We start from the raw sequence: 21,800 nt of genomic DNA on the forward strand, positions 1-21,800 counted from the left end.
ACAGCTTCCATTCTACCAACTTGATGGTCTGTAAGCTGACGAAGGAGCTATTCTAGATTGAGCACCAATCTCGCTAACTTATTTCTGGAATTGAGTGAAAACCACAGAATTTGGTGAAGAGACTAAAATAAATAAAAAACTGCCGACCCTTTTTAGATCACACTAAAAAGAAGACGGCAGTTTCCTTATGTTCATAAAGTTGGAGTCTAATCTTACTCGGATCAACTCCTGCACCTAACCTATTCATTTAAAAACCGATTTCCGCAAATACCATTCGATCCTTGCCGTTAATATCATTGACCACTTCCACTGTGAGGTTGGAGAAGGTCTTTCGAAAAAGCTCTGCAACCGCATTTCCCTGACCGGCCCCGATTTCAAAACAGACAAGCGCCCTTGGTGCTAGCACCTTTGGCAATTCCTCCATGAAACGGCGGTAGAAATCTAAACCGTCCTCGCCTGCAAACAAAGCCCGATGTGGCTCATGCTCCGTCACTACTTCAGACATCGTTTCCCTATCCTTCAGTGGAATATACGGAGGATTCGACACTACCACATCTAGCTTCTCACCAGCATCAATAAATGGCTGCAGTAAATCCCCCTGCACAAAATCAACCTCGGCCCCAAGCCGTCGTGCATTTTCCCTCGCCACATCCAAAGAATCTTCGGAAATATCTGTACCAATCACCTTAAAAAGGGTATCAGGCACTGTTCCTAAACAATGTCCGCCTTCTAGTTTGAGGGTGATGGCGATAGCGCCGCTACCAGTACCGATGTCGGCAAGCTTTATTTCCGGACTAGCATTGAATAGTCGCTTAATCCGTTGCAATGTCCCGTATACGAGTTCCTCTGTTTCAGGCCTCGGGATGAGTACATCTGGGTTAACGCGGAAGGTCCGACCGTAGAATTCCTCTTTACCCATAATGTATTGAATCGGAACACCGTTGTTTACGTGGTCATGTACAGCTTTTTCGAATGCTGACCATGCCTCTGGAGCCAATTCATCTCTTACACTAGCAAACAGTTGGGAACGTGACATGCCGGTAAAATGCCGAAGCAAAAGCTCACCCGCATTTTCGTCCCGTCCTGCTTCTGTTAAAAAAGAAGAAGCCCATTTCAGAGCTTCAAATACTTTTTTACTCATTTGATGCATTTTCCAATCTTTTAGCTTGGTCATCAAGGATCAATGCTTCAATGATTTCATCAAGCTTTCCTTCGATGATTTGGTCAAGCTTTTGAATGGTTAAACCAATACGGTGGTCGGTTACACGGTTTTGCGGATAGTTATAGGTGCGAATCCGTTCTGAGCGGTCCCCGGTTCCAACCGCTGACTTTCTCACTTGGTCATATTCAGCTTGTGCTTCTTGCTGGAATTTATCATAAATCCGCGCACGCAATACTTTCATTGCCTTCTCTTTATTTTTATGCTGAGAACGTTCATCCTGAGAAGTTACGACGATACCCGTTGGAATATGCGTTAAGCGAACCGCTGACATTGTCGTGTTAACGCTCTGTCCGCCAGCACCACTGGATGCAAATGTATCAAAGCGGATATCCTTTTCATTGATTTCAATATCAAATTCTTCTACTTCCGGTAAGCAAGCTACCGTTGCCGTTGATGTATGAATTCGGCCGCCAGATTCCGTTTCAGGAACACGCTGAACACGGTGAGCACCATTTTCAAACTTTAATTTGGAATAAGCACCTTGACCACTGATCATAAAGACAATTTCTTTAAAGCCGCCCAGACCTGTCTCATTGGCGTCCATGACCTCAATTTTCCATCCTTGTGATTCAGCATAACGGCTATACATGCGGAAAAGTGTTCCGGCAAATAATGCTGCCTCTTCCCCCCCGGCTGCCCCACGAATCTCCATAATGACGTTTTTGTCATCATTCGGGTCTTTCGGAATGAGTAAAATTTTCAACCTAGCTTCCAAGTCCGCAATTTTCTTTTCCAGCTCGCTGACCTCTTCTTTGACCATTTCACGCATTTCAGCGTCCAACTTCTCCTCTAGCATGGCCTTCGCGTCTTGAAGCTGGCTCTTCACATCTTTATATTCGCGATAAGTTGTCACCGTTTCCTGTAAATCCGCTTGTTCTTTTGAATACTCTCGAAGCTTTTTCGAATCATTAATAATTTCGGGATCGCTCAACAGCTCATTCAGCCTTTCATAACGATCCTCCACCGATTGAAGACGATCAAACACTGTTTTTCACCTCATATTTAAATCAAAACTTCTATATTACTAAAAAATATACCTATTTTTAAATCTCGTTTACACACATAATGGACAGAGTGTGACAAATACCACTTCCGGGTCCATTTTTGTCCATAACATTCTAATTATAGTATAGGTAAAAACCAGCGTCAAAAACAATTTTGTCTGAAAAACTTTTCTGTCTTAGGAAAAGAATAGCAAATTTCCTAAAAAGCAGGAAAAGAATCCTACTCACGTCTAAATTCCTTGAACAAGCGTTTATTTACTAAGAACAGCGCAAATGCTCAGTGTAGAGGCGTCTAGTAACTAGGACGCTTGCCCTAGATATTTTTTAAGTCAAGTATCATTTTATTATCACCAAAAAAACATGCCCTGTTTGACAGAGCATGTTATCTACGGTCTTCTTGCACTCTTACTTCAATATGATAGCGCGGGATGGCTTTAACCAATATCTTATGGAGACGGGCTTCGGCCTTTATTTTTTCATTCTCTGAAAGCGTACCTTTTTTATAAACAGTTACCCACATCCGGTCTCCATTGATCCATACCGAGTCCGTTACAAACTCTCCAGTATCAGCAATTACTTGTTTGGCTTTATCAATGTCATGGCCTTGGTCCCCAGCTCCTGTTTCACTTCCACTTCCAGTCTGTTGGAGATTAAGGAAATTTGGATTTTGATTAGTAATATCATCTTCGACCATGTGTTGATCTTTGTCACGAGTCCCTGCACGATCATTATCATCATTGTAAGGATTATTACCGCGGTTTGCCATATAATTAGGGGCTGTTCGATCTGTCCGCAAATCATATGCTGTTCCATCGGCATCATCGCGCATGTTACCTTGACAAGCGCTTAACAGCATGAGCAACATGATCAAGAAAAACATTCCTTTTCTCATCACATACACCTCCCATTACTATCATGCCCCACTAAAAACGCTTCCTCACAAGTGAATCATTACCAAACCTATTCCAAAAACAAAAAAGGGTGTCAGGCACCATGCGAATCTTTCACATGGTGCCTGACACCCTTTTCCAACAAATAACTATTAATTAATATCCTCTTTCTTCAACCGCCGTCCGACTGCTTGCGGTTTTTGGGACTTCATGATGGTGGCGGCAGCGCGGTTCATAGGCTTCGGCAGCTCCAACCAAAATAACAGGATCATGGTAAGAAGCCGGTCGGCCATCAATCAATCGCTGCGTTCTACTCGCTGGAGAACCGCAGACTGTACAAACAGCCTGAAGTTTTGTTACCAATTCAGCAATCGCCATAAGTTGTGGCATTTGCCCGAAAGGTTCACCGCGGAAATCCTGGTCCAATCCTGCAACAATGACTCGGTGTCCGCTGTTAGCCAGTTGTTGAACCACCCTTACAATACCTTCATCAAAAAACTGAACTTCATCAATCGCAATCACATCTATATCCGCTTCCACATGATGAAGGATTTCGATGGAATGAGAAATTGGCTTCGCATGAAAAGAGGAGCCATTATGGGATACTACAGATTGGTCACTGTAGCGATTATCAATTTTCGGTTTAAATACAGCGATTTTTTGCTTGGCAAATTGGGCACGTCGCACGCGACGAATTAATTCCTCCGATTTTCCAGAAAACATACTGCCGCAGATAACCTCAACCCATCCGCTTTGCTTCATTACATACATAAACGGCGTCTCCTTCCTCTTACGAACCCTTATAGAACAAACTAATCTTCATTGTACTAATTTTTTCTGAACTTATCCAAGCGAGTAACCAACTTGGAATGACCAATATTTTTCAAAAAACACAAGCGCCCTGGTTTGCAGGGCGTAAGGCCACTTCCCAAAAGCAATCACTTTTAGTCGTGTTATATTTATGCAGCGAAGCCTTCCTTGTGAAGGGCTCCAACTAAGAAAAAATACATCAAGAGTGACAAAAGCAATTCCATGTTAAATAATTGTAGGGCGGTGGACAAAAACGTCTTGCCTCTAGGACGCTTGCGCTAAACATTTCTTAAAGTCAAAAATAGACATTCTTATCTTACAAGAAAAAAACAGGCAAGAGTAAAGTTGCTTCTTGCCTGTTTCTGAACATTATTGTTGCTTAAGGCCGTATTTTTTGTTGAAACGGTCAACACGTCCGCCAGCTTCAGCGAATTTTTGACGACCAGTATAGAACGGATGGCACTCAGAGCAAGTTTCAACGCGGATTTCATCTTTTACAGATCCGCTTTCAAACGTGTTTCCGCATGCGCAAGTAACCGTTACTGTTTTATAGTTAGGATGGATTCCTTGTTTCATTCTTTTCATCTCCTTCCGCCCTGAATCATCTGAAACAGAGTTAAAATGAAGTGCTTGTCTTTAAGACTACACTCAATGACTAAAAACACACTGTCCCCATTATAACAGGGGACTCCCCTATTTGCAAGCTGGGATTTTTAGGTACCCCCCGTCTTATTGTAAAAATAAGATCGGATTCAATCCAGATAAAACTAGCCATAAACATCTGCAAAAATTATGAACGTCGCGCTTTCAATTCCTCACCAAGCTGTTCAAAAAATTCTTCATTCGATTTTGTTTGTTTTAATTTTTTCAAGAATCGCTCAGCAAAATCCGGTGAATCAGACATAGATTTTCGAATCGCCCATAATTTTTCAAGGTGCTCCTTCGGAATAAGCAATTCTTCCTTACGCGTTCCGGAACGACGGATATCTAGCGCAGGGAATATACGACGCTCAGCAAGAGAACGGTCTAGATGAAGCTCCATGTTTCCGGTACCCTTAAATTCCTCATAAATGACATCATCCATACGGGAACCAGTATCAATAAGCGCAGTTGCAAGAATGGTTAAGCTACCGCCTTCTTCAATGTTGCGAGCTGCCCCGAAGAAACGTTTTGGACGGTGAAATGCTGCCGGATCAATACCTCCGGATAGCGTACGTCCACTTGGCGGAATCACTAAGTTGTAAGCGCGTGCAAGACGGGTAATACTATCCATTAAAATAACGACATCCCGTTTGTGCTCAACTAAACGCATGGCACGGTCTAGCACTAGCTCCGCTACCTTAATATGATTTTCCGGCACTTCATCAAATGTCGAGCTGACGACATCTCCAGCAACGGAACGCTCAATGTCCGTTACCTCTTCCGGACGCTCGTCAATCAATAACACAATTAACTCAACGTCAGGATGGTTGGTTGTAATACTGTTGGCAATTTCTTTTAATAGCATCGTTTTACCGGCTTTTGGCGGTGCCACAATCAGTCCGCGCTGACCAAAACCGACCGGTGCAACGAGATCCATTATCCTTGTAGAAAGATGTTTCGAATCTGTCTCCAGCTTCATCATCCGATTAGGATAAAGTGGTGTCAAAGCTGGGAAGTAGACACGTTCCTTTGCCAATTCCGGATCTTCTCCATTAACTGCCTCTACATGTAACAATCCGAAATAACGCTCATTTTCTTTTGGTGGGCGAACTTTCCCTGATACTTTATCCCCATTTCGAAGGTCGAATCGGCGAATTTGTGATGCTGAAATATAAATATCTTCGGAGCTTGGTGAGTAGTTAATTGGTCGCAAGAATCCGAAACCTTCGGACTGGATGATTTCTAATACACCTTCCATGAAAAAGTAGCCTTGCTGTTCAGCACGAGACTTAAGAATCGCAAAAATTAATTCCTTTTTCGTTAATTTGCTGTAATAAGTTACTTTATACTCGCGTGCAAGCTCATAAAGCTCCTTCAGCTTCATATTTTCTAAACTAGAAATCGTTAATTCCATTTGTACACCTGCTTTAATAGTTTTCCTTCATATCCGCTTGTCCTAGCGAGAGATGATGATTTGATCATAATTGAGAGGAAATAGAATAGAAGTTGAAAAGAAAAGAATAGAATAGCAGAAAATTTTCATAATAAAACAATTTCTATTTTACCCTCACTGCAAAAAATTAATCAATATAATTTTTAAGAACATTTAACTGGAAATTCTTCTGGAAGGAATTCCTCTAGGAGAGGTGGGAGTCATTTCTATAACAGGGTGTCAGGAACCATGCGAAAGTTTCACATGGTTCCTGACACCCTCTATCGAATGTTACATCATATTTTAAGTTCTTTTTAATACTAGGTTAGGTTTTTTATGAAGGCTGTGTCTACCTTCAATGAAGCGAACAGTTCCGGATTTGGCACGCATGACAACAGAGTGTGTAGTTGCATGGGAGCCTTTAAATTGAACTCCACGCAAGAGTTCGCCATCAGTTACTCCTGTTGCCGCAAAAATAGCGTCGTCACCTTTAACAAGGTCTTCCATACGTAAAACCTTATTAACATCGATTCCCATTTTCTTGCAACGTTCCAACTCTTCGTCATTTTGTGGGAGTAATTTACCAATAATTTCGCCACCGAGACATTTCAAAGCCACCGCTGAAAGAACTCCCTCAGGTGCGCCACCAGAACCAAATAAAATATCTACACCGGTATTATCGAAAGCTGTATTGATTGCACCTGCCACGTCACCGTCATTAATTAGCTTAATGCGGGCACCGGCTTCACGCAGCTGGTGAATAATATGTTCATGTCGCGGACGGTTCAATACCGTGGCCACAACGTCTTCAATATCTTTATTTTTCGCGCGAGCAACTGCCTTGAGGTTATCAAGTACAGATGCATTAATATCCACATGCCCCACTGCCTCAGGGCCAACCGCGATTTTTTCCATATACATATCTGGAGCATGAAGCAGACATCCATGGTCAGCCACCGCTACTACCGCCAATGCATTCCATCCGCCCGATGCCAAAATATTGGTACCTTCAAGTGGGTCGACGGCGACATCGACGCGAGGCCCATAGCCTGTCCCAAGCTTCTCTCCAATATATAGCATTGGAGCCTCGTCCATTTCCCCTTCACCGATAACAACGGTTCCTTTCATTGGCACCGTATCAAATACATCACGCATGGCAGAAGTTGCTGCCCCATCAGCTTCATCCTTTTTCCCGCGTCCCATCCAACGGGCTGATGCAAGCGCCGCTCCTTCTGTCACTCGGACAAGCTCCATCGATAAACTTCTTTCCATCCTCTCATCTCCCTCATTCGCTTAATCGCTTTCGCTTGACTATGTCTCACTAATAGTATAACAGATTCGAGGGAATAGTATAGCCTATTTATCCTTTAGGTGTTCTTTAATTGTTCCATCTCTTCAATTGTTAAAGCTTCACGCCAAACAGTTGCTCCAAGTCCACTTAATTTTTCAACAAGATTGCTGTATCCCCGATCAATATGCTCGAGACCAGTTACTTCCGTAATTCCTTCCGCCATAAGGCCTGCAATAACCAATGCCGCACCAGCTCTGAGATCACTCGCTTTAACCTTCGCCCCTTGCAGCTGAACCGGTCCATTAATAATAGCTGAACGTCCTTCCACTTTAATATTGGCATTCATTCTTCTTAGCTCATCAATATGCTTGAAACGAGCACCATAAATCGTATCTGTTACGACACTTGAACCTTCTGCTTTTGTTAAAAGTGAAGTGAAAGGCTGCTGTAAATCGGTTGGAAACCCCGGATAAACAAGCGTTTTAATATCGACTGCTTTTAATCGATCCGTACCTTTAACAAACACTCGGTCATCACCAGTTTCCACGTAGACACCCATTTCACGCAACTTGGCAATCAACGATTCTAAATGCGTTGGAATGACATTATCAATTACTACACCTTCACCCATGGCAGCACCTAGAATCATGTACGTTCCAGCTTCAATCCGATCAGGTATGATCGTATGACGGCAACCATGAAGATGGTCTACCCCATCAATGCGGATCACATCAGTACCCGCTCCTTTAATTTTTGCACCCATATTCGTTAAAAGTGTGGCCACATCAATGATTTCCGGTTCCTTTGCCGCATTTTCAATGATCGTCCGCCCTTTTGCCCGTACTGCAGCCAGCATGATGTTGATTGTTGCACCAACACTCACCACGTCTAGATAAATGCGGGCACCGCGCAGTTCATCCGCCCGAAGATAAATCGCTCCTTGCTCATTCGTAACCTGAGCACCTAATGCTTCAAATCCTTTTATATGTTGATCGATCGGCCTTGGCCCTAAATGGCAGCCTCCTGGTAATCCGATGACTGCTTTTTTGAAACGTCCGAGCATGGCCCCCATTAAATAATAGGATGCGCGCAATTTTTTTACCTTTCCATTTGGAAGAGGCATCGAAATCATTGTCGTCGGATCGACGGTCATTTCATCCTCTGTTATGGAAACTTTACCTCCGATTTCCTCTAGAAGATCCTTCAAAATCTCCACATCGGAAATTTTAGGCAATCCTTCAATTGTGACTGGAGACTCAGCTAAAATCGTCGCCGGAATAAGTGCTACGGCACTGTTTTTAGCTCCACTGATTCGTACTGTCCCTTTTAACGGATATCCGCCCGCTATTTTTAGTTTTTCCATTTTCGACTCCCTTCTAAGCCTTATGTAAAAACGGAATGAATTCGGCAGCATCAGCGCAGCCCTTATTCCATCATTAACCAACTGACCCTGCGCTGATACCTTTTTTATAAAAAAAAGCAACTATGGCTTAAGGTATATTTTCCACTATAAATAGTCAAATTCCGACAGCATGTCTTATCATATAGTTTACACGAAAAAATTATTTTCATGTATCCATTTGAAAAAATTTACTCGAAAATGGAAATAATGACGCCAGATTAAGATTCTGTACGGGAATTCCAGTCTTTTAAGAAAGCGTCAATCCCTTTGTCTGTCAACGGATGATTACATAAGCTCATCAACACTTTGTATGGAACGGTAGCAATATGTGCTCCTCTTAAGGCAGCTTCCGTTACATGCATTGGATGGCGAATAGATGCCGCAATGATTTCGGTTTCAATTCCATGAATGGCAAAAATTTCAGAAATAGTAGAGATGATGTCCAAACCGTTTTGACCAATATCATCTAATCTACCCAGGAATGGAGAAACATAAGTAGCACCTGCACGCGCAGCAAGCAATGCTTGGTTTGCGTTGAAAATTAGGGTAACGTTTGTTTTGATACCTTCTTTTGATAAAGCATGTACTGCTTTTAAGCCTTCCGGAGTCATTGGAATTTTAACCGTAATATTAGGAGCAATGGCAGCTAGCTCTTTTCCCTCTTTGATCATACCTTCTGCATCAAGAGCGATCACTTCCGCACTTACGGATCCAGAAACTAGACTGGTGATCTCTCTTAATCGATCATGGAATGAAACACCTTTTTCCTTTGCCACCAAAGATGGATTGGTCGTCACACCTGCTAGTAAACCAAGTTCATGGGCTTCACGAATTTCATCAAGGTTTGCTGTATCAATAAAAAATTTCATCCTCTTTCCCTCCGTTTATTCGACAAAATTTTCAGTCTCCTTATTAAATACGGAAACCGCCCCCATTTAAGGGCGGTTTCATTTTATCATACTGTTTAAAAAATCCAAAAAATGTTTAACTTTCGATAAGCCAAAATATGCCCTAGAAATTTTTCTTCTTCAAGCCTTATGCCTTGCCAGAAGAACCGAACTCACGCATTTTGCCGATGACGGTTTCTTTGATGGCATCGCGTGCTGGTCCTAAATATTTACGTGGATCATACAAGTTTGGATTTTCTGCTAACACTTTACGAACCACTTTTGCAGAAGCAATTTGGTTTTCTGTATTTACGTTAATTTTTGCTGTTCCTAAAGAAATTGCTTTTTGAATATCCTTTGTTGGGATACCTGTTCCGCCGTGTAATACGAGTGGAACACCTGTTAAGTTGTTGATTTCTTCCATTTCTTTAAAACCAAGATTTGGCTCACCTTTGTAAGGGCCGTGTACAGAACCTAGTGCCGGTGCAAGGCAGTCAATACCTGTTTGCTTAACAAGCTCCACACACTCTTGTGGGTCAGCATAAATGATACCGTCTGCTACTACATCATCTTCTTGTCCGCCAACCGTTCCTAATTCTGCCTCAACGGAAACACCTTTAGCGTGCGCATACTCGACAACCTTTTTCGTAGTTGCCACGTTTTCTTCAAATGGGTGGTGAGAAGCGTCGATCATAACAGATGTAAAACCAGCGTCAATCGCTTCTTTACATTTTTCGAAGCTTGAACCATGGTCAAGATGGATAGCTACTGGAACGGTAATGTTATAGTCTTCCATTAAGCCTTCTACCATTTTTACTACTGTTTTAAAACCGCCCATATAGCGGCCTGCGCCTTCGGATACACCAAGAATAACTGGAGATTTCTCCTCTTCTGCTGCTAGCAAAATAGCTTGAGTGAACTCCAAGTTATTTAAGTTAAATTGCCCAACAGCGTAACCTTCTTTATTCGCTTTTTTTAGCATTTCTGTCATGGATACTAAAGGCATTTCTATTCCTCCTTAAATTCGGTCGATATCTTTTTACAGGAAAGTTCATATTCATGTTTTCCTTCCCATTTCCGGAATATGTATCCTGTTCAAAAGATAACAGACTTGTTAAATTCCAATATGTATCATATCAAAAGAAACCTATAAATGCCATTATTCAGACAGAGTTTTATCAACTGAAATATTGAAAGCGTGACCATTTATTCAGATAAAAAAGCAAAGGAATGCTTTGCTTTTTTTTGGTAGTTGGATAGGCGTTTTAAATAATTTATTTTGCCTTTTGCGGGATATGCTTACGGACGGCAGCTCGAATATCATCAATATCAAATGGCTTGGCAAAATGAGTAATCGCACCAAGTTCTTTTGCTTTTTGTATCATGTCAAGTTCGCCATAGGCGGTCATGATAATGACACGGATATCAGGATCGATGACCTTTAACCGTTTTAAGATTTCAATTCCATCCATACCAGGGATTTTCATATCCAAGAGCACAAGGTCCGGGCTGTTCTTTTTCACAAGCTCAATCGCTTGGACACCATTGGCTGCTTGAAACGTCTGGTATCCTTCTTTTTGAAATACTTCATTTAATAAAATACGGATACCAAACTGGTCATCAACGATTAAGATTTTCTCTTTCATACTGCCACCTCTTTCTAATTTCATAGATTCGTTATGTACATATCTACTTATAATTCTACACAATTATTAAAAATCCTGTCTTTTTCTTTCGTTATTTTGCGTTATCTTTAATCATTTTTGCATTTTCAAAAAAAGGACTATAATGAATGGTGGATAAGGAGGGTATTTATGCTAAAAATGTTCACTACCCAGTTAACGGGTTTATTTAAACGAATTGCAGAAAAAGAAGAATTTGCTTTTGAAGATGGTGCTCGTTTACTAGCACAGGCCCCTGTTGGCGACGGAGCGATTTATATTTATGGTACAAAGGAAATGAAAGCAATCGAGCTAGAGGCATTGGAAGGAGAAGAACCGTTTCAGTGGGCAAAAGGATTAACCACTTCGGCTACTGAGAAACTGGACCATGCTGATCGTGTGATCATATTTTCACGGACTTCAGGTGATAAGGAAGCAGTAAAACTGGCGAAAGAGCTCAAGGAAAAGGGCATCCCGTTCGTTGCCGTGTCTTCCGTTGTGGATTCGACTGTAAGCGGTCTGGCTGAAATGGCCGATATACACATCGATTTGCGGCTAACAAAGGGCTTGCTCCCAGATGAATACGGCAACCGGTTTGGCTATCCTTCTTCAATGGCCGCGTTATTTGTCTATTACGGATTAAAGTTTACTATTGAGGAGATTTTGGCAGAATATGAATAGGAAGGCCCTTGATAAGGGTCTCTTTTTTTTGGAAAAAGATAAAAGTCATTTTGGATGCATCACCCAATCCGTTTGTCTTTCCTCTAGGATTTGAAAGACATTTTGGTCTCATCCTCCACTCCATTTGTCTTTCATACGGGTTATGATAGACAGTTTGGTGCCATCCCCCACTCCATTTGTACTTCATACAGGTTTTGAAAGACCATTTTGGTCTCATCCTCCACTCCGTTCGTCCTTCATTCCAAATCAAGTGCTCCCAGCAAGCCTTATCTTTTAAGAGGCACCTTTTTTACATTCACCTCACACCTTGTTTACTAGCCATAGGGAATTTGTGCTAGACCATTCTCGAAGTTAAAAAAAGGGGCTGTCCGGAAAGTGGTATTTCAGCCGAAATCTTTATAAAAGCAAAACCCAAGAATGCTGTTAAATCAACATTCTTGGGTTTTTAATTTGGGTTCATTTTTCTCTTAAATGGACTTTTTAGACAGCCCCCCTACATAATTAAAGTCTTATTTTTGAAGAGTAGCTTTAATAAAGTCACGGAATAGTGGCTGTGGACGAGTTGGTCTTGAAACGAATTCAGGATGGAATTGGGAAGCAACAAACCATGGATGGTCTTTAAGCTCCACAATTTCCACTAAGCGGCCGTCTGGGCTTGTCCCAGAGAACACAAAGCCTGCTTGTTCCATTTCTTGACGATATTGATTATTAAATTCATATCGATGACGGTGGCGCTCATAAACGACTTTTTCTCCATAGGCTTCAAACGCTTTTGTTCCTTCCACCAAGCGACAAGGATAAAGACCTAAACGCAATGTTCCACCTAAATCTTCTACATCCTTTTGTTCAGGAAGTAAGTCGATAATTGGATGCTCTGTATCTGGTACGAATTCTGCAGAATGAGCATCAGAAAGCCCCAACACATTGCGAGCAAATTCAATAGTTGCTAATTGCATGCCCAGACAAATACCTAATAAAGGTTTCTTTGATTCACGCGCATAGCGGATTGCTTCAATTTTTCCTTCTACCCCGCGGTCACCAAAACCTCCTGGAACAAGTACTCCATCTACATCACTAAGTAACTCTGAAACATTCTCACGAGTCACTTCCTCTGCATTAATCCACTTCACTTCTACATCGGTATCAAATGCATAGCCGGCATGCTTCAGCGCTTCTACAACAGAAATATACGCATCCTGAAGCTCAACATATTTACCAACAAGTCCAATACGCGTTTTGCCAGAAAGGTTAAGAACGCGATCCACCAACGCTTTCCACTCAGTCATTTCCGCTTCTTGAGTCTCTAATTTCAAATGGTCACAAACGATTTGGTCCATTTTTTGCTCTTGTAAGGCAAGAGGCACAGAGTAAAGAGTATCCGCATCACGACACTCGATAACTGCTTTCGCATCAATATCACAGAATAACGCAATTTTTTCCTTCATGTCCTGTGAAATTGGCATTTCTGTACGCACGACAATAATATTTGGCTGAATACCAAGGCTGCGCAATTCTTTTACACTATGTTGAGTTGGCTTCGTCTTCATTTCACCAGCCGCTTTGATGTAAGGAACTAATGTACAGTGGATATACATCACATTGTCACGGCCGACATCACTTTTAATTTGGCGAATCGCCTCTAAAAATGGTAGTGATTCGATATCTCCCACCGTACCGCCAATCTCTGTGATGACGACATCCGCATTCGTTTCATTACCAGCACGGAAAACGCGGTCTTTAATTTCATTCGTAATATGTGGAATGACCTGTACAGTAGCCCCAAGATAATCGCCACGGCGCTCTTTACGAAGCACGGAAGAATAAATTTTTCCTGTTGTCACGTTGCTGTACTTATTAAGATTAATGTCAATAAAGCGCTCATAATGGCCTAAGTCTAGATCTGTTTCCGCACCATCATCAGTAACAAAAACCTCTCCATGCTGATACGGGCTCATCGTTCCAGGGTCCACGTTAATATAAGGGTCGAATTTTTGAATCGTCACATTTAAGCCGCGATTTTTCAATAAACGCCCTAAAGATGCAGCAGTAATCCCTTTTCCAAGTGATGAAACCACACCGCCGGTTACAAAAATATACTTTGTCATGAAAAAATTCCTCCTCAATTACAGTTTGTGCATTCTTCAGATAGTTAATGGAGTTTTTGAAAAAAATCTTTTCTCTCTCATCAAAAAGGAAAAAACCCCATTACAAAACCGGAGTTTTAAAAAAATAAAAAGCGCTCCGCTTACGCAATGTAAGGGAGCGCATATTGATTATAAGTAATCGTTCCTTTTTTAAGGAGCCCAAACAAGATGATACAAGGGGCTGAGATAAAAGTCAAGTCGTTTTTCAAAATGGATGACCAATTATAGATCTTCTTCATCCTCGATATCCAAATCTTCCTCATCATCAAGGTCTTCGTCTAAGTCCGCTTCATCGTCAAGATCGAAATCATCGTCGTCCTCTAACACTTCATCATCATCAAATTCGTCCACATCATCAAGATCATTGTAGTCTTCTTCATCCTCATCAAGAAGTTCATCTTCGAAGTCATCAAGATCATCATAATCTTCTTCATCCAGATCTTCGTAATCTTCGATGTCAAGATCATCTTCATCAACAAGTTTCTTCGCCTTTTTCTTCTTCGGCTTCACTGCTGAAACAACTTCCTCCTCCTGTGTATCTACAGGATACCAAACACGAAGTCCCCAGCGATTTTCACCCAAGGAGAGGAAGCGGCCGTCAATATTTAAGTCTGTATAAAATTGGGCCAGCCGTTTACGCATTTCTTCTTCAGAAATCCCGGCAAGTACAGAAATTTCAGCAACCAAATCATGAAAGGACATCGGCTGCTTATTATTTTTCAAAAATACATATGCTAGTTCGATAAGGGATAACTCTTGTAATTCCTCTTTTGAGTATTGGGCTAAACTCAATTTAGGCACTTCCTTTCTCTATTTGAACACTTGAAAGTGTGTCGTACGTATAAAAAAACATATTCTTCATTATAAACAAATTTTTTCGGTTTATGCTAGTTTTATCTGCTATTTTGCTTGATTTTTTGCTTCTTTGACTTCTCCTGTTCCTCTTCCTTAGCTTTCTTGATCTCCTTAATGGAGATAAACAAAAAGAAGACGGCAAGAAGCAGAAACGAAATTGCACCTAATTGGCGTTCATAGAGATAAAATAAAGGCCAGGCTGAAATAATTAATATTAAGATAATTTGTCTTACCTTCACACACTTTCACCTGCCCATAAAAACTGGAAATACATTCACTATCTTGATTATATAGGAAATCTTCCTATTTTAATATCATATAAAAATTTATTACCAACATATACGTGCAATTCTCTGCTCAACACGTGAAACAGAAGGCGCTTCCATGTAGATTGATTGCTAGTCGCTTGGACACATGAGTTTCACCATTCTCGGAATGGAAAATACACATTTTTTCTATTCAAAAAAAGACAATGGCCCGCGGGCCATTGTAGCAAAAATATTTACCTTTTTGTGGATTAAGAACCAAATAAAATCGATGGTTCTGTTTTACATATTGCGGCGATATTGTCCTCCTACTTCATAAAGAGCCTTCGTAATTTGACCAAGACTTGCCACTTTGACCGTTTCCATTAGTTCGGCGAAAATGTTGCCTCCACTAATTGCTACTTCTTTCAATCGTTTTAGCGCCGCTGCTGACTCACTAGCATGCGCTTCCTGGAAGGCACGCAAATTACGAATTTGTAATTCTTTCTCCTCGATGGTTGCTCTTGCAAGCTCCATATTGTCAATCTCTTCCTCGGACGGAGGGTTCGGATTCAAGTAGGTATTAACTCCAATAATTGGAAGTTCACCACTATGCTTTTTCATTTCATAATACATCGATTCATCCTGAATTTTACCTCGCTGGTACTGGGTTTCCATCGCTCCAAGCACCCCGCCACGATCATTTAGGCGGTCAAATTCTTGGAGCACAGCTTCCTCAACCAGGTCAGTCAGCTCTTCTACAATGAATGATCCCTGCAATGGATTTTCATTTTTCGTTAAACCATGCTCTTTCGTAATGATCATCTGAATGGCCATCGCGCGGCGCACAGACTCCTCCGTCGGCGTTGTGATCGCCTCGTCATAAGCGTTCGTATGAAGTGAATTACAGTTATCATGCAGGGCCATCAACGCCTGCAGTGTTGTGCGGATATCGTTAAAGTCTATTTCCTGGGCGTGTAGCGAACGTCCTGAAGTCTGCACATGGTACTTCAGTTTTTGACTGCGTTCGTTCGCGCCATATTTCTCACGCATGACCGTTGCCCAAATGCGGCGTGCCACGCGGCCAATCACCGTATATTCTGGATCCAAACCATTCGAGAAGAAGAACGATAAGTTTGGAGCAAAATCATCAATATGCATGCCGCGGCTTAAATAATACTCGACATAGGTGAAGCCATTAGCTAACGTAAAGGCAAGCTGTGAAATCGGGTTTGCTCCTGCTTCGGCAATATGATAACCGGAAATAGAAACAGAATAATAGTTACGTACTTGGTTATCAATGAAATATTGCTGAATGTCGCCCATCATCCGAAGCGCAAATTCCGTTGAAAAAATACAAGTATTCTGTCCTTGGTCTTCTTTTAAAATATCGGCCTGTACCGTACCGCGGACCGTTTTCAGTGTATAAGCCTTAACCTCCGCATATTCTTCGACCGTTAAAATACGGCCAAGTTCTGCTTCTTTTTTCTTTACCTGTTGGTCAATGGCGGTGTTCATAAACATAGCCAGAATAATTGGTGCCGGGCCATTGATTGTCATGGATACGGATGTGGATGGATGACATAGATCAAATCCATCATATAGTTTTTTCATGTCATCTAACGTACAAACGCTAACACCACTCTCGCCGACCTTTCCAAAAATATCGGGACGGTGATCCGGGTCTTCACCATACAACGTAACAGAGTCAAAAGCCGTACTTAAACGCTTTGCTTGATCGCCTTTTGAGAGATAGTGGAAACGACGATTCGTTCTCTCCGGTGTACCTTCCCCAGCAAATTGACGTTTCGGATCTTCTCCCTCACGCTTGAAAGGGAATACCCCAGCAGTATATGGGAAAGAACCTGGTACGTTTTCACGGTACACCCAACGAAGAATTTCCCCATAATCCTTGTACTTAGGTAAAGCGACTTTCGGAATATCCAGACCTGATAAACTTTTTGTTTTCAAGACGGTAACAATTTCTTTGTCGCGAATTCTGGTGACAAACTTTTCCCCGGAGTAAGCTTCTTTTGTTTTTTCCCATGTTTCGAGAATTTTCTTCGACTCTGGGGTCAGCTTTGCTTCCGTTTCTTGTTTTATCGCTTCCAGCGCCGACACCACTTCTGGCTGGTCTTTCACTGCCTCAATAGCTCCCTCGAGCTGGAATAATTTTCGAGCAATATTCGCCTGTTCTTCTGCTTTTTTATGGTAATTACGAACTGTTTCTGAAATCTCTCTTAAATAATAACGTCGGTCTGTCGGGATAATGACATTTTGCTTTTCGACTTTCTCATTTTTACTGTAAGTCGTTACCCAGTCCGTGCCTGTTTTTTCGTTTAATTTTTCAATCAAAGCCGCAAATAAAGCATTCGTGCCTGGGTCATTGAACTGGCTAGCAATTGTTCCGTACACAGGCATTTCAGAAAGATCTTTTTCAAAAAGCATATGGCTGCGCTGATATTGCTTCTGCACCTGACGCTTCGCATCCTCAGAGCCTTTACGCTCAAATTTGTTAATAACAATGAGGTCCGCAAAATCAATCATATCAATTTTTTCGAGCTGGGACGGTGCTCCAAACTCGCTCGTCATTACGTACATGGACAGGTCACAAATTTCAGTGATACCCGCATCCCCTTGACCAATTCCACTCGTTTCAACAATTACCAGATCAAAACCAGCTGCCTTCGTGACTGCCACCGCATCCTTAATGGCAAGCGATAATTCACTTTTAGACGCACGTGTGGCTAGACTTCGCATATACACGTTTGGTGAGAAAATAGCATTCATGCGGATCCGGTCACCAAGAAGAGCGCCTCCAGTTTTTTGCTTTGTTGGGTCAACGGACAAAATCGCCACTTTTTTGTTCGGAAATTCATTGATAAAGCGGCGGATGAGTTCATCGGTAAGCGAGCTTTTTCCTGCGCCTCCTGTTCCAGTAATTCCGACTACCGGAATCGCCTTCTCGAGCGTTTTTACCTTTTCTAACACCTGCTCAGCAGTCGCTGCTGCTTCACTCTTTTTATCCACATGTAGTTCAGCGAAGGTAATAAGTTTGGCAATCGCGTTTACATCCCCCGTTGGTAGTTTTTCAATTTGCTCTGATATTTTTTCCGGGGCAATAGTGGAAAAATCACATTCTCGCATCATGTAATCAATCATGCCCTGTAGCCCCATTTTGCGGCCATCTTCCGGCGAGAAGATACGGGCAATCCCGTATTCATGGAGTTCATTAATTTCCCTCGGAATAATCACCCCGCCACCACCGCCATAAATACGGATATGCGGTGCGCCTTTTTCCTTTAATAGATCATACATGTATTTAAAGTATTCAACATGACCACCTTGGTATGAAGAGACGGCAATTCCTTGGACATCTTCTTGGATGGCGGCGTTAACCACTTCTTCAACCGAACGGTTATGACCAAGGTGGATCACTTCAGCTCCACTTGCTTGCAGAATACGGCGCATAATGTTGATCGATGCATCATGGCCATCAAATAAACTAGATGCTGTCACAAAACGGATATGATGTTTTGGCTGATATTTTCCCGTTGTGTTCATCCTTCTCCCCCTATTTATTTGACATCTCGTATTTTTTGATCCCCTTAAATAAAAGCTCTGTCTGCAGCTCAATGTATTCTTCTAAGGTAAAAAGCTTTCGGAGGGCCCAGCGCCGGAAGCCCCACATCTGCCCTTGGACAAAAATATCGTGTGCGATGATTTTGACCTGTTTTTCTGTTAAGTCAAGCTCACCATTTTCGATACACTTATTGAGAAGATTTTCAAACATCCCCACCATTTCGATTTCCTTTTTCAACACATATGGCAGGGCATCCTTGGACAAGGATTTGACTTCCTGATACATAACAAGGACTTCTGACTGCATTTCATCCATAACATGGAAAAAGTTTGTGATCCCAAGCTTTAAACTTTCCAATGTACCTTGTTTATGTTCAAGATCCTCTTGAAGCCTCTCCTTTACGTGGTCATAAATGCTATCACACACAAGGTAAAGAACGTCTTCTTTTGTACGAATATATTCGTACAGTGTTCCAATGCTAAAACCAGCGGCTTTAGCGATTTCCCTAGTCGTTGTACGATGAAACCCCTTTTGTTTAAAAAGTGTAACTGCCCCTTTAATCATTTGATCCCGTCGGATTTGCACGAGTTTTTCATCTTTAACCGAAGACTGTACCTCCCGCTTTTTCATTCCCGTTCCAATCGCCTCACTTCGTCAACATGCGCGAAATAACAAGACGCTGGATTTCCTGTGTACCCTCGTATATTTGCGTAATTTTTGCATCGCGCATGAATCGTTCTACTGGATAATCTTTGGTATAGCCATAGCCCCCAAAAATTTGTACTGCTTCGGTTGTCACCTTCATAGCTGTGTCGCCGGCCAAAAGTTTAGACATTGCTGACTCTTTACCATAAGGTAAACCATTGGACTCCAGCCATGCAGCTTGATAGGTTAATAGTCTGGAAGCTTCAACACTAGTAGCCATATCAGCAAGCTTAAAGCTAATTCCTTGGTTAGCGACAATTGGCTTACCAAATTGATGACGTTCCTTTGCATAGGCGATGGATGCATCAAGCGCACCTTGAGCGATTCCGACTGCTTGTGCCGCAATGCCGTTACGGCCTCCATCGAGCGTCATCATCGCAATTTTGAATCCTTCGCCCTCTTGGCCCAAGCGATTTTCAACTGGAACTTTACAATCTTCAAAAATAATTTCAGTTGTAGGAGAGGAACGAATGCCTAGTTTCTTTTCTTTTTTCCCTACAGAAAAGCCCGGGAAGTCTTTTTCAATAATGAATGCAGTTGTCCCTTTATGTCTGCTCGCAGGATCAGTTAGTGCAAATACGACATAAATGTCCGCTTCTCCACCATTTGTAATAAAAATTTTGGAACCATTTAGGATATAATGATCCCCTTCAAGACGTGCGGTTGTTCTCATACCACCTGCATCAGAACCGCTGCCAGGCTCAGTTAAACCATAGGCGCCGATTTTTGAGCCTTCTGCCAATGGACGCAAATATTTTTGCTTTTGTTCTTCACTACCAAATTTGTAAATCGGCCAACTAGCCAGCGAGGTATGAGCTGAAAGCGTTACACCTACAGAGGCGTCCACGCGAGACAGTTCTTCCACTGCGATACAATAAGCTAGATAATCGCTACCAATGCCGCCGTACTCCTCCGGCCATGGAATTCCCGTTAAACCAAGCTCCGCCATTTTAGAAAAAATTTCACGGTCAAAACGCTCCTCTTCATCACGCTCTGCTGCTGTCGGAGCCACTTCATTCTCCGCAAAATCACGAACCATTTTTCGAATCATTTCATGTTCTTCAGAAAGTTTAAAGTTCATTGATGGGTCCTCCCTCAAATTGATCTATTCTATTTCATCCAATGTTTACACATGTCTACGAGTTAGTTAGAGGTGCTTACTAATCACAATCCGTTGAATTTCACTTGTACCCTCATAAATTTCCGTTACCTTTGCATCGCGGAAGTAGCGTTCAACCGGATAATCTTCGGTATAGCCGTACCCTCCAAATACTTGAATGGCTTCCGTTGTCACTTCTACAGCTGTCCTTGTCGCAAACAGCTTTGCCATCGATGCTTCGAGACCACACTTAACTCCCCGGCTTCTTAAATCAGCAGCCCGATAGACTAATAGTTTTGCTGCCTCGACACTTGTGGCCATATCGGCCAATTTAAATCCGATACCTTGTTGAGCTGCGATTGGTTTGCCAAATTGGTGACGGCTCTTTGCGTATTCGGTTGCGGCTGAAAGTGCGGCCTCAGCAATTCCTAATGCTTGAGCAGCAATTCCGATGCGGCCGACGTCAAGGTTAGCCATCGCAATTTTAAAGCCCTCTCCTTCTTGACCGAGGAGGTTTTCTGCTGGAACGCGCATGTCTTCAAACGTGAGCTGAACCGTTCTAGACCCGTGTAGCCCCATTTTCTTTTCGTCCTTGCCAATAATGAGTCCCGGAGTATTTTTCTCGACAATAAATGCAGATACCCCTTTGCTCCTCAAGTCCGGATTGGTTTTTGCAAAAACAATATAAATATCGGCCTCGCCGCCATTTGTAATAAACACTTTTGACCCGTTAATGATGTAATGATCGCCATCTCGAACTGCCCTTGATTTTAAGCTGGCAGCATCAGATCCAGCGCTCGGTTCAGTTAAACAAAAGGCACCTAAAAACTCACCGGATGCCAGCTTAGGCACATATTTTTGTTTTTGCTCCTCTGTTCCAAAATATAGAATGGGGTTTGTTCCAACCGATGTATGCACGGATAGAATAACGCCCACGGTGGCACTTACCCTTGATAGCTCATTAATCGCAATGATATAAGAAGTGAAATCCATCTCGGCACCACCGTATTTTTCTGGGACCGGAATCCCCATTAATCCAAGTTCACCCATTTTGCGAAGAATTGGCCGTGGAAACTCCCCTTTTTCCATTTTTTCAACAAATGGTGCTATTTCCGTTTGGGCAAAATCGCGCACCATTTTACGCATCATTTCTTGTTCTTCAGTGAATGTCAAATTCATGCTGTCCACCTCTTTGGAAGAATTGAAAGCAACAGTGCTCATAGGTGCAACCCCTTTCAAAAAATAGA

At 42.1% G+C, this 21,800-nt stretch carries 19 protein-coding genes; 1 reads left to right on the forward strand and 18 read right to left on the reverse strand.

Features of this window, described 5'->3' with window-relative positions:
- Positions 1-247: 247 nt before the first annotated feature.
- From prmC to GZA11_RS12965, 11 genes are all read right to left on the reverse strand, one after another.
- The gene (gene prmC, locus GZA11_RS12915; RefSeq protein ID WP_038537824.1) at positions 248-1,141 is read right to left on the reverse strand and encodes a peptide chain release factor N(5)-glutamine methyltransferase; all 894 of its coding nucleotides are present in this window, start codon (positions 1,139-1,141) and stop codon (positions 248-250) included.
- Entirely contained in the window at positions 1,134-2,207 is a 1,074-nt protein-coding gene (gene prfA, locus GZA11_RS12920; RefSeq protein WP_038537826.1) for a peptide chain release factor 1, read from the reverse strand. The genes prmC and prfA overlap by 8 nt, the downstream gene beginning before the upstream one ends.
- 401 nt (positions 2,208-2,608) lie before the next feature.
- Positions 2,609-3,118, reverse strand: a complete 510-nt coding sequence (locus tag GZA11_RS12925; protein ID WP_163184138.1) for a hypothetical protein — start codon at positions 3,116-3,118, stop codon at positions 2,609-2,611.
- A gap of 154 nt (positions 3,119-3,272) precedes the next feature.
- A complete protein-coding gene (locus tag GZA11_RS12930; protein WP_038537829.1) occupies positions 3,273-3,887 on the reverse strand; it encodes a thymidine kinase in 615 nt (204 codons plus the stop codon).
- A gap of 408 nt (positions 3,888-4,295) precedes the next feature.
- Positions 4,296-4,502: a 50S ribosomal protein L31 gene (rpmE, locus tag GZA11_RS12935; RefSeq protein ID WP_038537832.1), complete on the reverse strand. Its 207-nt coding sequence runs from the start codon at positions 4,500-4,502 to the stop codon at positions 4,296-4,298.
- A gap of 214 nt (positions 4,503-4,716) precedes the next feature.
- Complete coding sequence (gene rho / locus GZA11_RS12940; RefSeq protein WP_163184140.1) at positions 4,717-5,982, reverse strand: transcription termination factor Rho; 1,266 nt, start codon at positions 5,980-5,982, stop codon at positions 4,717-4,719.
- Positions 5,983-6,303: 321 nt separating this feature from the next.
- Positions 6,304-7,272: a class II fructose-bisphosphatase gene (gene glpX, locus GZA11_RS12945; RefSeq protein WP_038537837.1), complete on the reverse strand. Its 969-nt coding sequence runs from the start codon at positions 7,270-7,272 to the stop codon at positions 6,304-6,306.
- 95 nt (positions 7,273-7,367) lie between these two features.
- Positions 7,368-8,654 carry a UDP-N-acetylglucosamine 1-carboxyvinyltransferase gene (locus GZA11_RS12950; protein ID WP_038537840.1) on the reverse strand — a complete coding sequence of 429 codons (1,287 nt, stop codon included), beginning with the start codon at positions 8,652-8,654 and terminating at the stop codon, positions 7,368-7,370.
- A 257-nt stretch (positions 8,655-8,911) separates the two neighbouring features.
- The gene (fsa, locus tag GZA11_RS12955) at positions 8,912-9,562 is read right to left on the reverse strand and encodes a fructose-6-phosphate aldolase (RefSeq protein WP_038537843.1); all 651 of its coding nucleotides are present in this window, start codon (positions 9,560-9,562) and stop codon (positions 8,912-8,914) included.
- A gap of 166 nt (positions 9,563-9,728) precedes the next feature.
- On the reverse strand, positions 9,729-10,586 hold the full coding sequence (locus GZA11_RS12960; protein WP_038537846.1) for a class II fructose-bisphosphate aldolase: 858 nt from the start codon (positions 10,584-10,586) through the stop codon (positions 9,729-9,731).
- A 268-nt stretch (positions 10,587-10,854) separates the two neighbouring features.
- Positions 10,855-11,226, reverse strand: a complete 372-nt coding sequence (locus tag GZA11_RS12965; protein ID WP_038537847.1) for a response regulator — start codon at positions 11,224-11,226, stop codon at positions 10,855-10,857.
- Between the two features lie 168 nt (positions 11,227-11,394).
- Here GZA11_RS12965 and GZA11_RS12970 point away from each other — a divergent pair, with 168 nt between their 5' ends.
- On the forward strand, positions 11,395-11,922 hold the full coding sequence (locus GZA11_RS12970; RefSeq protein WP_038537850.1) for a DUF2529 domain-containing protein: 528 nt from the start codon (positions 11,395-11,397) through the stop codon (positions 11,920-11,922).
- A 509-nt stretch (positions 11,923-12,431) separates the two neighbouring features.
- On the opposite strand, the gene GZA11_RS12975 is transcribed toward GZA11_RS12970, so the two are convergent.
- The 7 genes from GZA11_RS12975 to GZA11_RS13005 all read right to left on the reverse strand — a co-directional run bounded on the left by GZA11_RS12975 (position 12,432) and on the right by GZA11_RS13005 (position 21,732).
- Positions 12,432-14,027: a CTP synthase gene (locus GZA11_RS12975; protein WP_038537853.1), complete on the reverse strand. Its 1,596-nt coding sequence runs from the start codon at positions 14,025-14,027 to the stop codon at positions 12,432-12,434.
- A 261-nt stretch (positions 14,028-14,288) separates the two neighbouring features.
- Entirely contained in the window at positions 14,289-14,858 is a 570-nt protein-coding gene (rpoE, locus tag GZA11_RS12980) for a DNA-directed RNA polymerase subunit delta (protein WP_038537856.1), read from the reverse strand.
- Positions 14,859-14,959: 101 nt separating this feature from the next.
- Positions 14,960-15,160 carry a hypothetical protein gene (locus GZA11_RS12985; protein ID WP_038537859.1) on the reverse strand — a complete coding sequence of 67 codons (201 nt, stop codon included), beginning with the start codon at positions 15,158-15,160 and terminating at the stop codon, positions 14,960-14,962.
- A 309-nt stretch (positions 15,161-15,469) separates the two neighbouring features.
- The gene (gene icmF, locus GZA11_RS12990) at positions 15,470-18,730 is read right to left on the reverse strand and encodes a fused isobutyryl-CoA mutase/GTPase IcmF (RefSeq protein WP_163184142.1); all 3,261 of its coding nucleotides are present in this window, start codon (positions 18,728-18,730) and stop codon (positions 15,470-15,472) included.
- Between the two features lie 10 nt (positions 18,731-18,740).
- On the reverse strand, positions 18,741-19,379 hold the full coding sequence (locus GZA11_RS12995; protein ID WP_038537865.1) for a TetR/AcrR family transcriptional regulator: 639 nt from the start codon (positions 19,377-19,379) through the stop codon (positions 18,741-18,743).
- 16 nt (positions 19,380-19,395) lie between these two features.
- On the reverse strand, positions 19,396-20,535 hold the full coding sequence (locus tag GZA11_RS13000; protein WP_038537867.1) for an acyl-CoA dehydrogenase: 1,140 nt from the start codon (positions 20,533-20,535) through the stop codon (positions 19,396-19,398).
- A gap of 66 nt (positions 20,536-20,601) precedes the next feature.
- A complete protein-coding gene (locus tag GZA11_RS13005; RefSeq protein ID WP_163184150.1) occupies positions 20,602-21,732 on the reverse strand; it encodes an acyl-CoA dehydrogenase in 1,131 nt (376 codons plus the stop codon).
- Positions 21,733-21,800: the final 68 nt, after the last annotated feature.

The sequence above is a fragment of the Neobacillus sedimentimangrovi genome (genome assembly GCF_010614825.1).
In the GTDB taxonomy this organism is placed as follows: Bacteria; Bacillota; Bacilli; order Bacillales; family Cytobacillaceae; genus Neobacillus; species Neobacillus thermocopriae.

Bases quoted from the DNA above. Each gene is read 5' to 3' on its own strand.
- prmC (WP_038537824.1), bottom strand. From the start codon at position 1,141: ATGAGTAAAAAAGTATTTGAAGCTCTGAAATGGGCTTCTTCTTTTTTA.
- GZA11_RS12925 (WP_163184138.1), bottom strand. From the start codon at position 3,118: ATGAGAAAAGGAATGTTTTTCTTGATCATGTTGCTCATGCTGTTAAGC.
- GZA11_RS12930 (WP_038537829.1), bottom strand. From the start codon at position 3,887: ATGTATGTAATGAAGCAAAGCGGATGGGTTGAGGTTATCTGCGGCAGT.
- rpmE (WP_038537832.1), bottom strand. From the start codon at position 4,502: ATGAAACAAGGAATCCATCCTAACTATAAAACAGTAACGGTTACTTGC.
- rho (WP_163184140.1), bottom strand. From the start codon at position 5,982: ATGGAATTAACGATTTCTAGTTTAGAAAATATGAAGCTGAAGGAGCTT.
- glpX (WP_038537837.1), bottom strand. From the start codon at position 7,272: ATGGAAAGAAGTTTATCGATGGAGCTTGTCCGAGTGACAGAAGGAGCG.
- GZA11_RS12950 (WP_038537840.1), bottom strand. From the start codon at position 8,654: ATGGAAAAACTAAAAATAGCGGGCGGATATCCGTTAAAAGGGACAGTA.
- fsa (WP_038537843.1), bottom strand. From the start codon at position 9,562: ATGAAATTTTTTATTGATACAGCAAACCTTGATGAAATTCGTGAAGCC.
- GZA11_RS12960 (WP_038537846.1), bottom strand. From the start codon at position 10,586: ATGCCTTTAGTATCCATGACAGAAATGCTAAAAAAAGCGAATAAAGAA.
- GZA11_RS12965 (WP_038537847.1), bottom strand. From the start codon at position 11,226: ATGAAAGAGAAAATCTTAATCGTTGATGACCAGTTTGGTATCCGTATT.
- GZA11_RS12970 (WP_038537850.1), top strand. From the start codon at position 11,395: ATGCTAAAAATGTTCACTACCCAGTTAACGGGTTTATTTAAACGAATT.
- GZA11_RS12975 (WP_038537853.1), bottom strand. From the start codon at position 14,027: ATGACAAAGTATATTTTTGTAACCGGCGGTGTGGTTTCATCACTTGGA.
- icmF (WP_163184142.1), bottom strand. From the start codon at position 18,730: ATGAACACAACGGGAAAATATCAGCCAAAACATCATATCCGTTTTGTG.
- GZA11_RS12995 (WP_038537865.1), bottom strand. From the start codon at position 19,379: ATGAAAAAGCGGGAGGTACAGTCTTCGGTTAAAGATGAAAAACTCGTG.
- GZA11_RS13000 (WP_038537867.1), bottom strand. From the start codon at position 20,535: ATGAACTTTAAACTTTCTGAAGAACATGAAATGATTCGAAAAATGGTT.
- GZA11_RS13005 (WP_163184150.1), bottom strand. From the start codon at position 21,732: ATGAATTTGACATTCACTGAAGAACAAGAAATGATGCGTAAAATGGTG.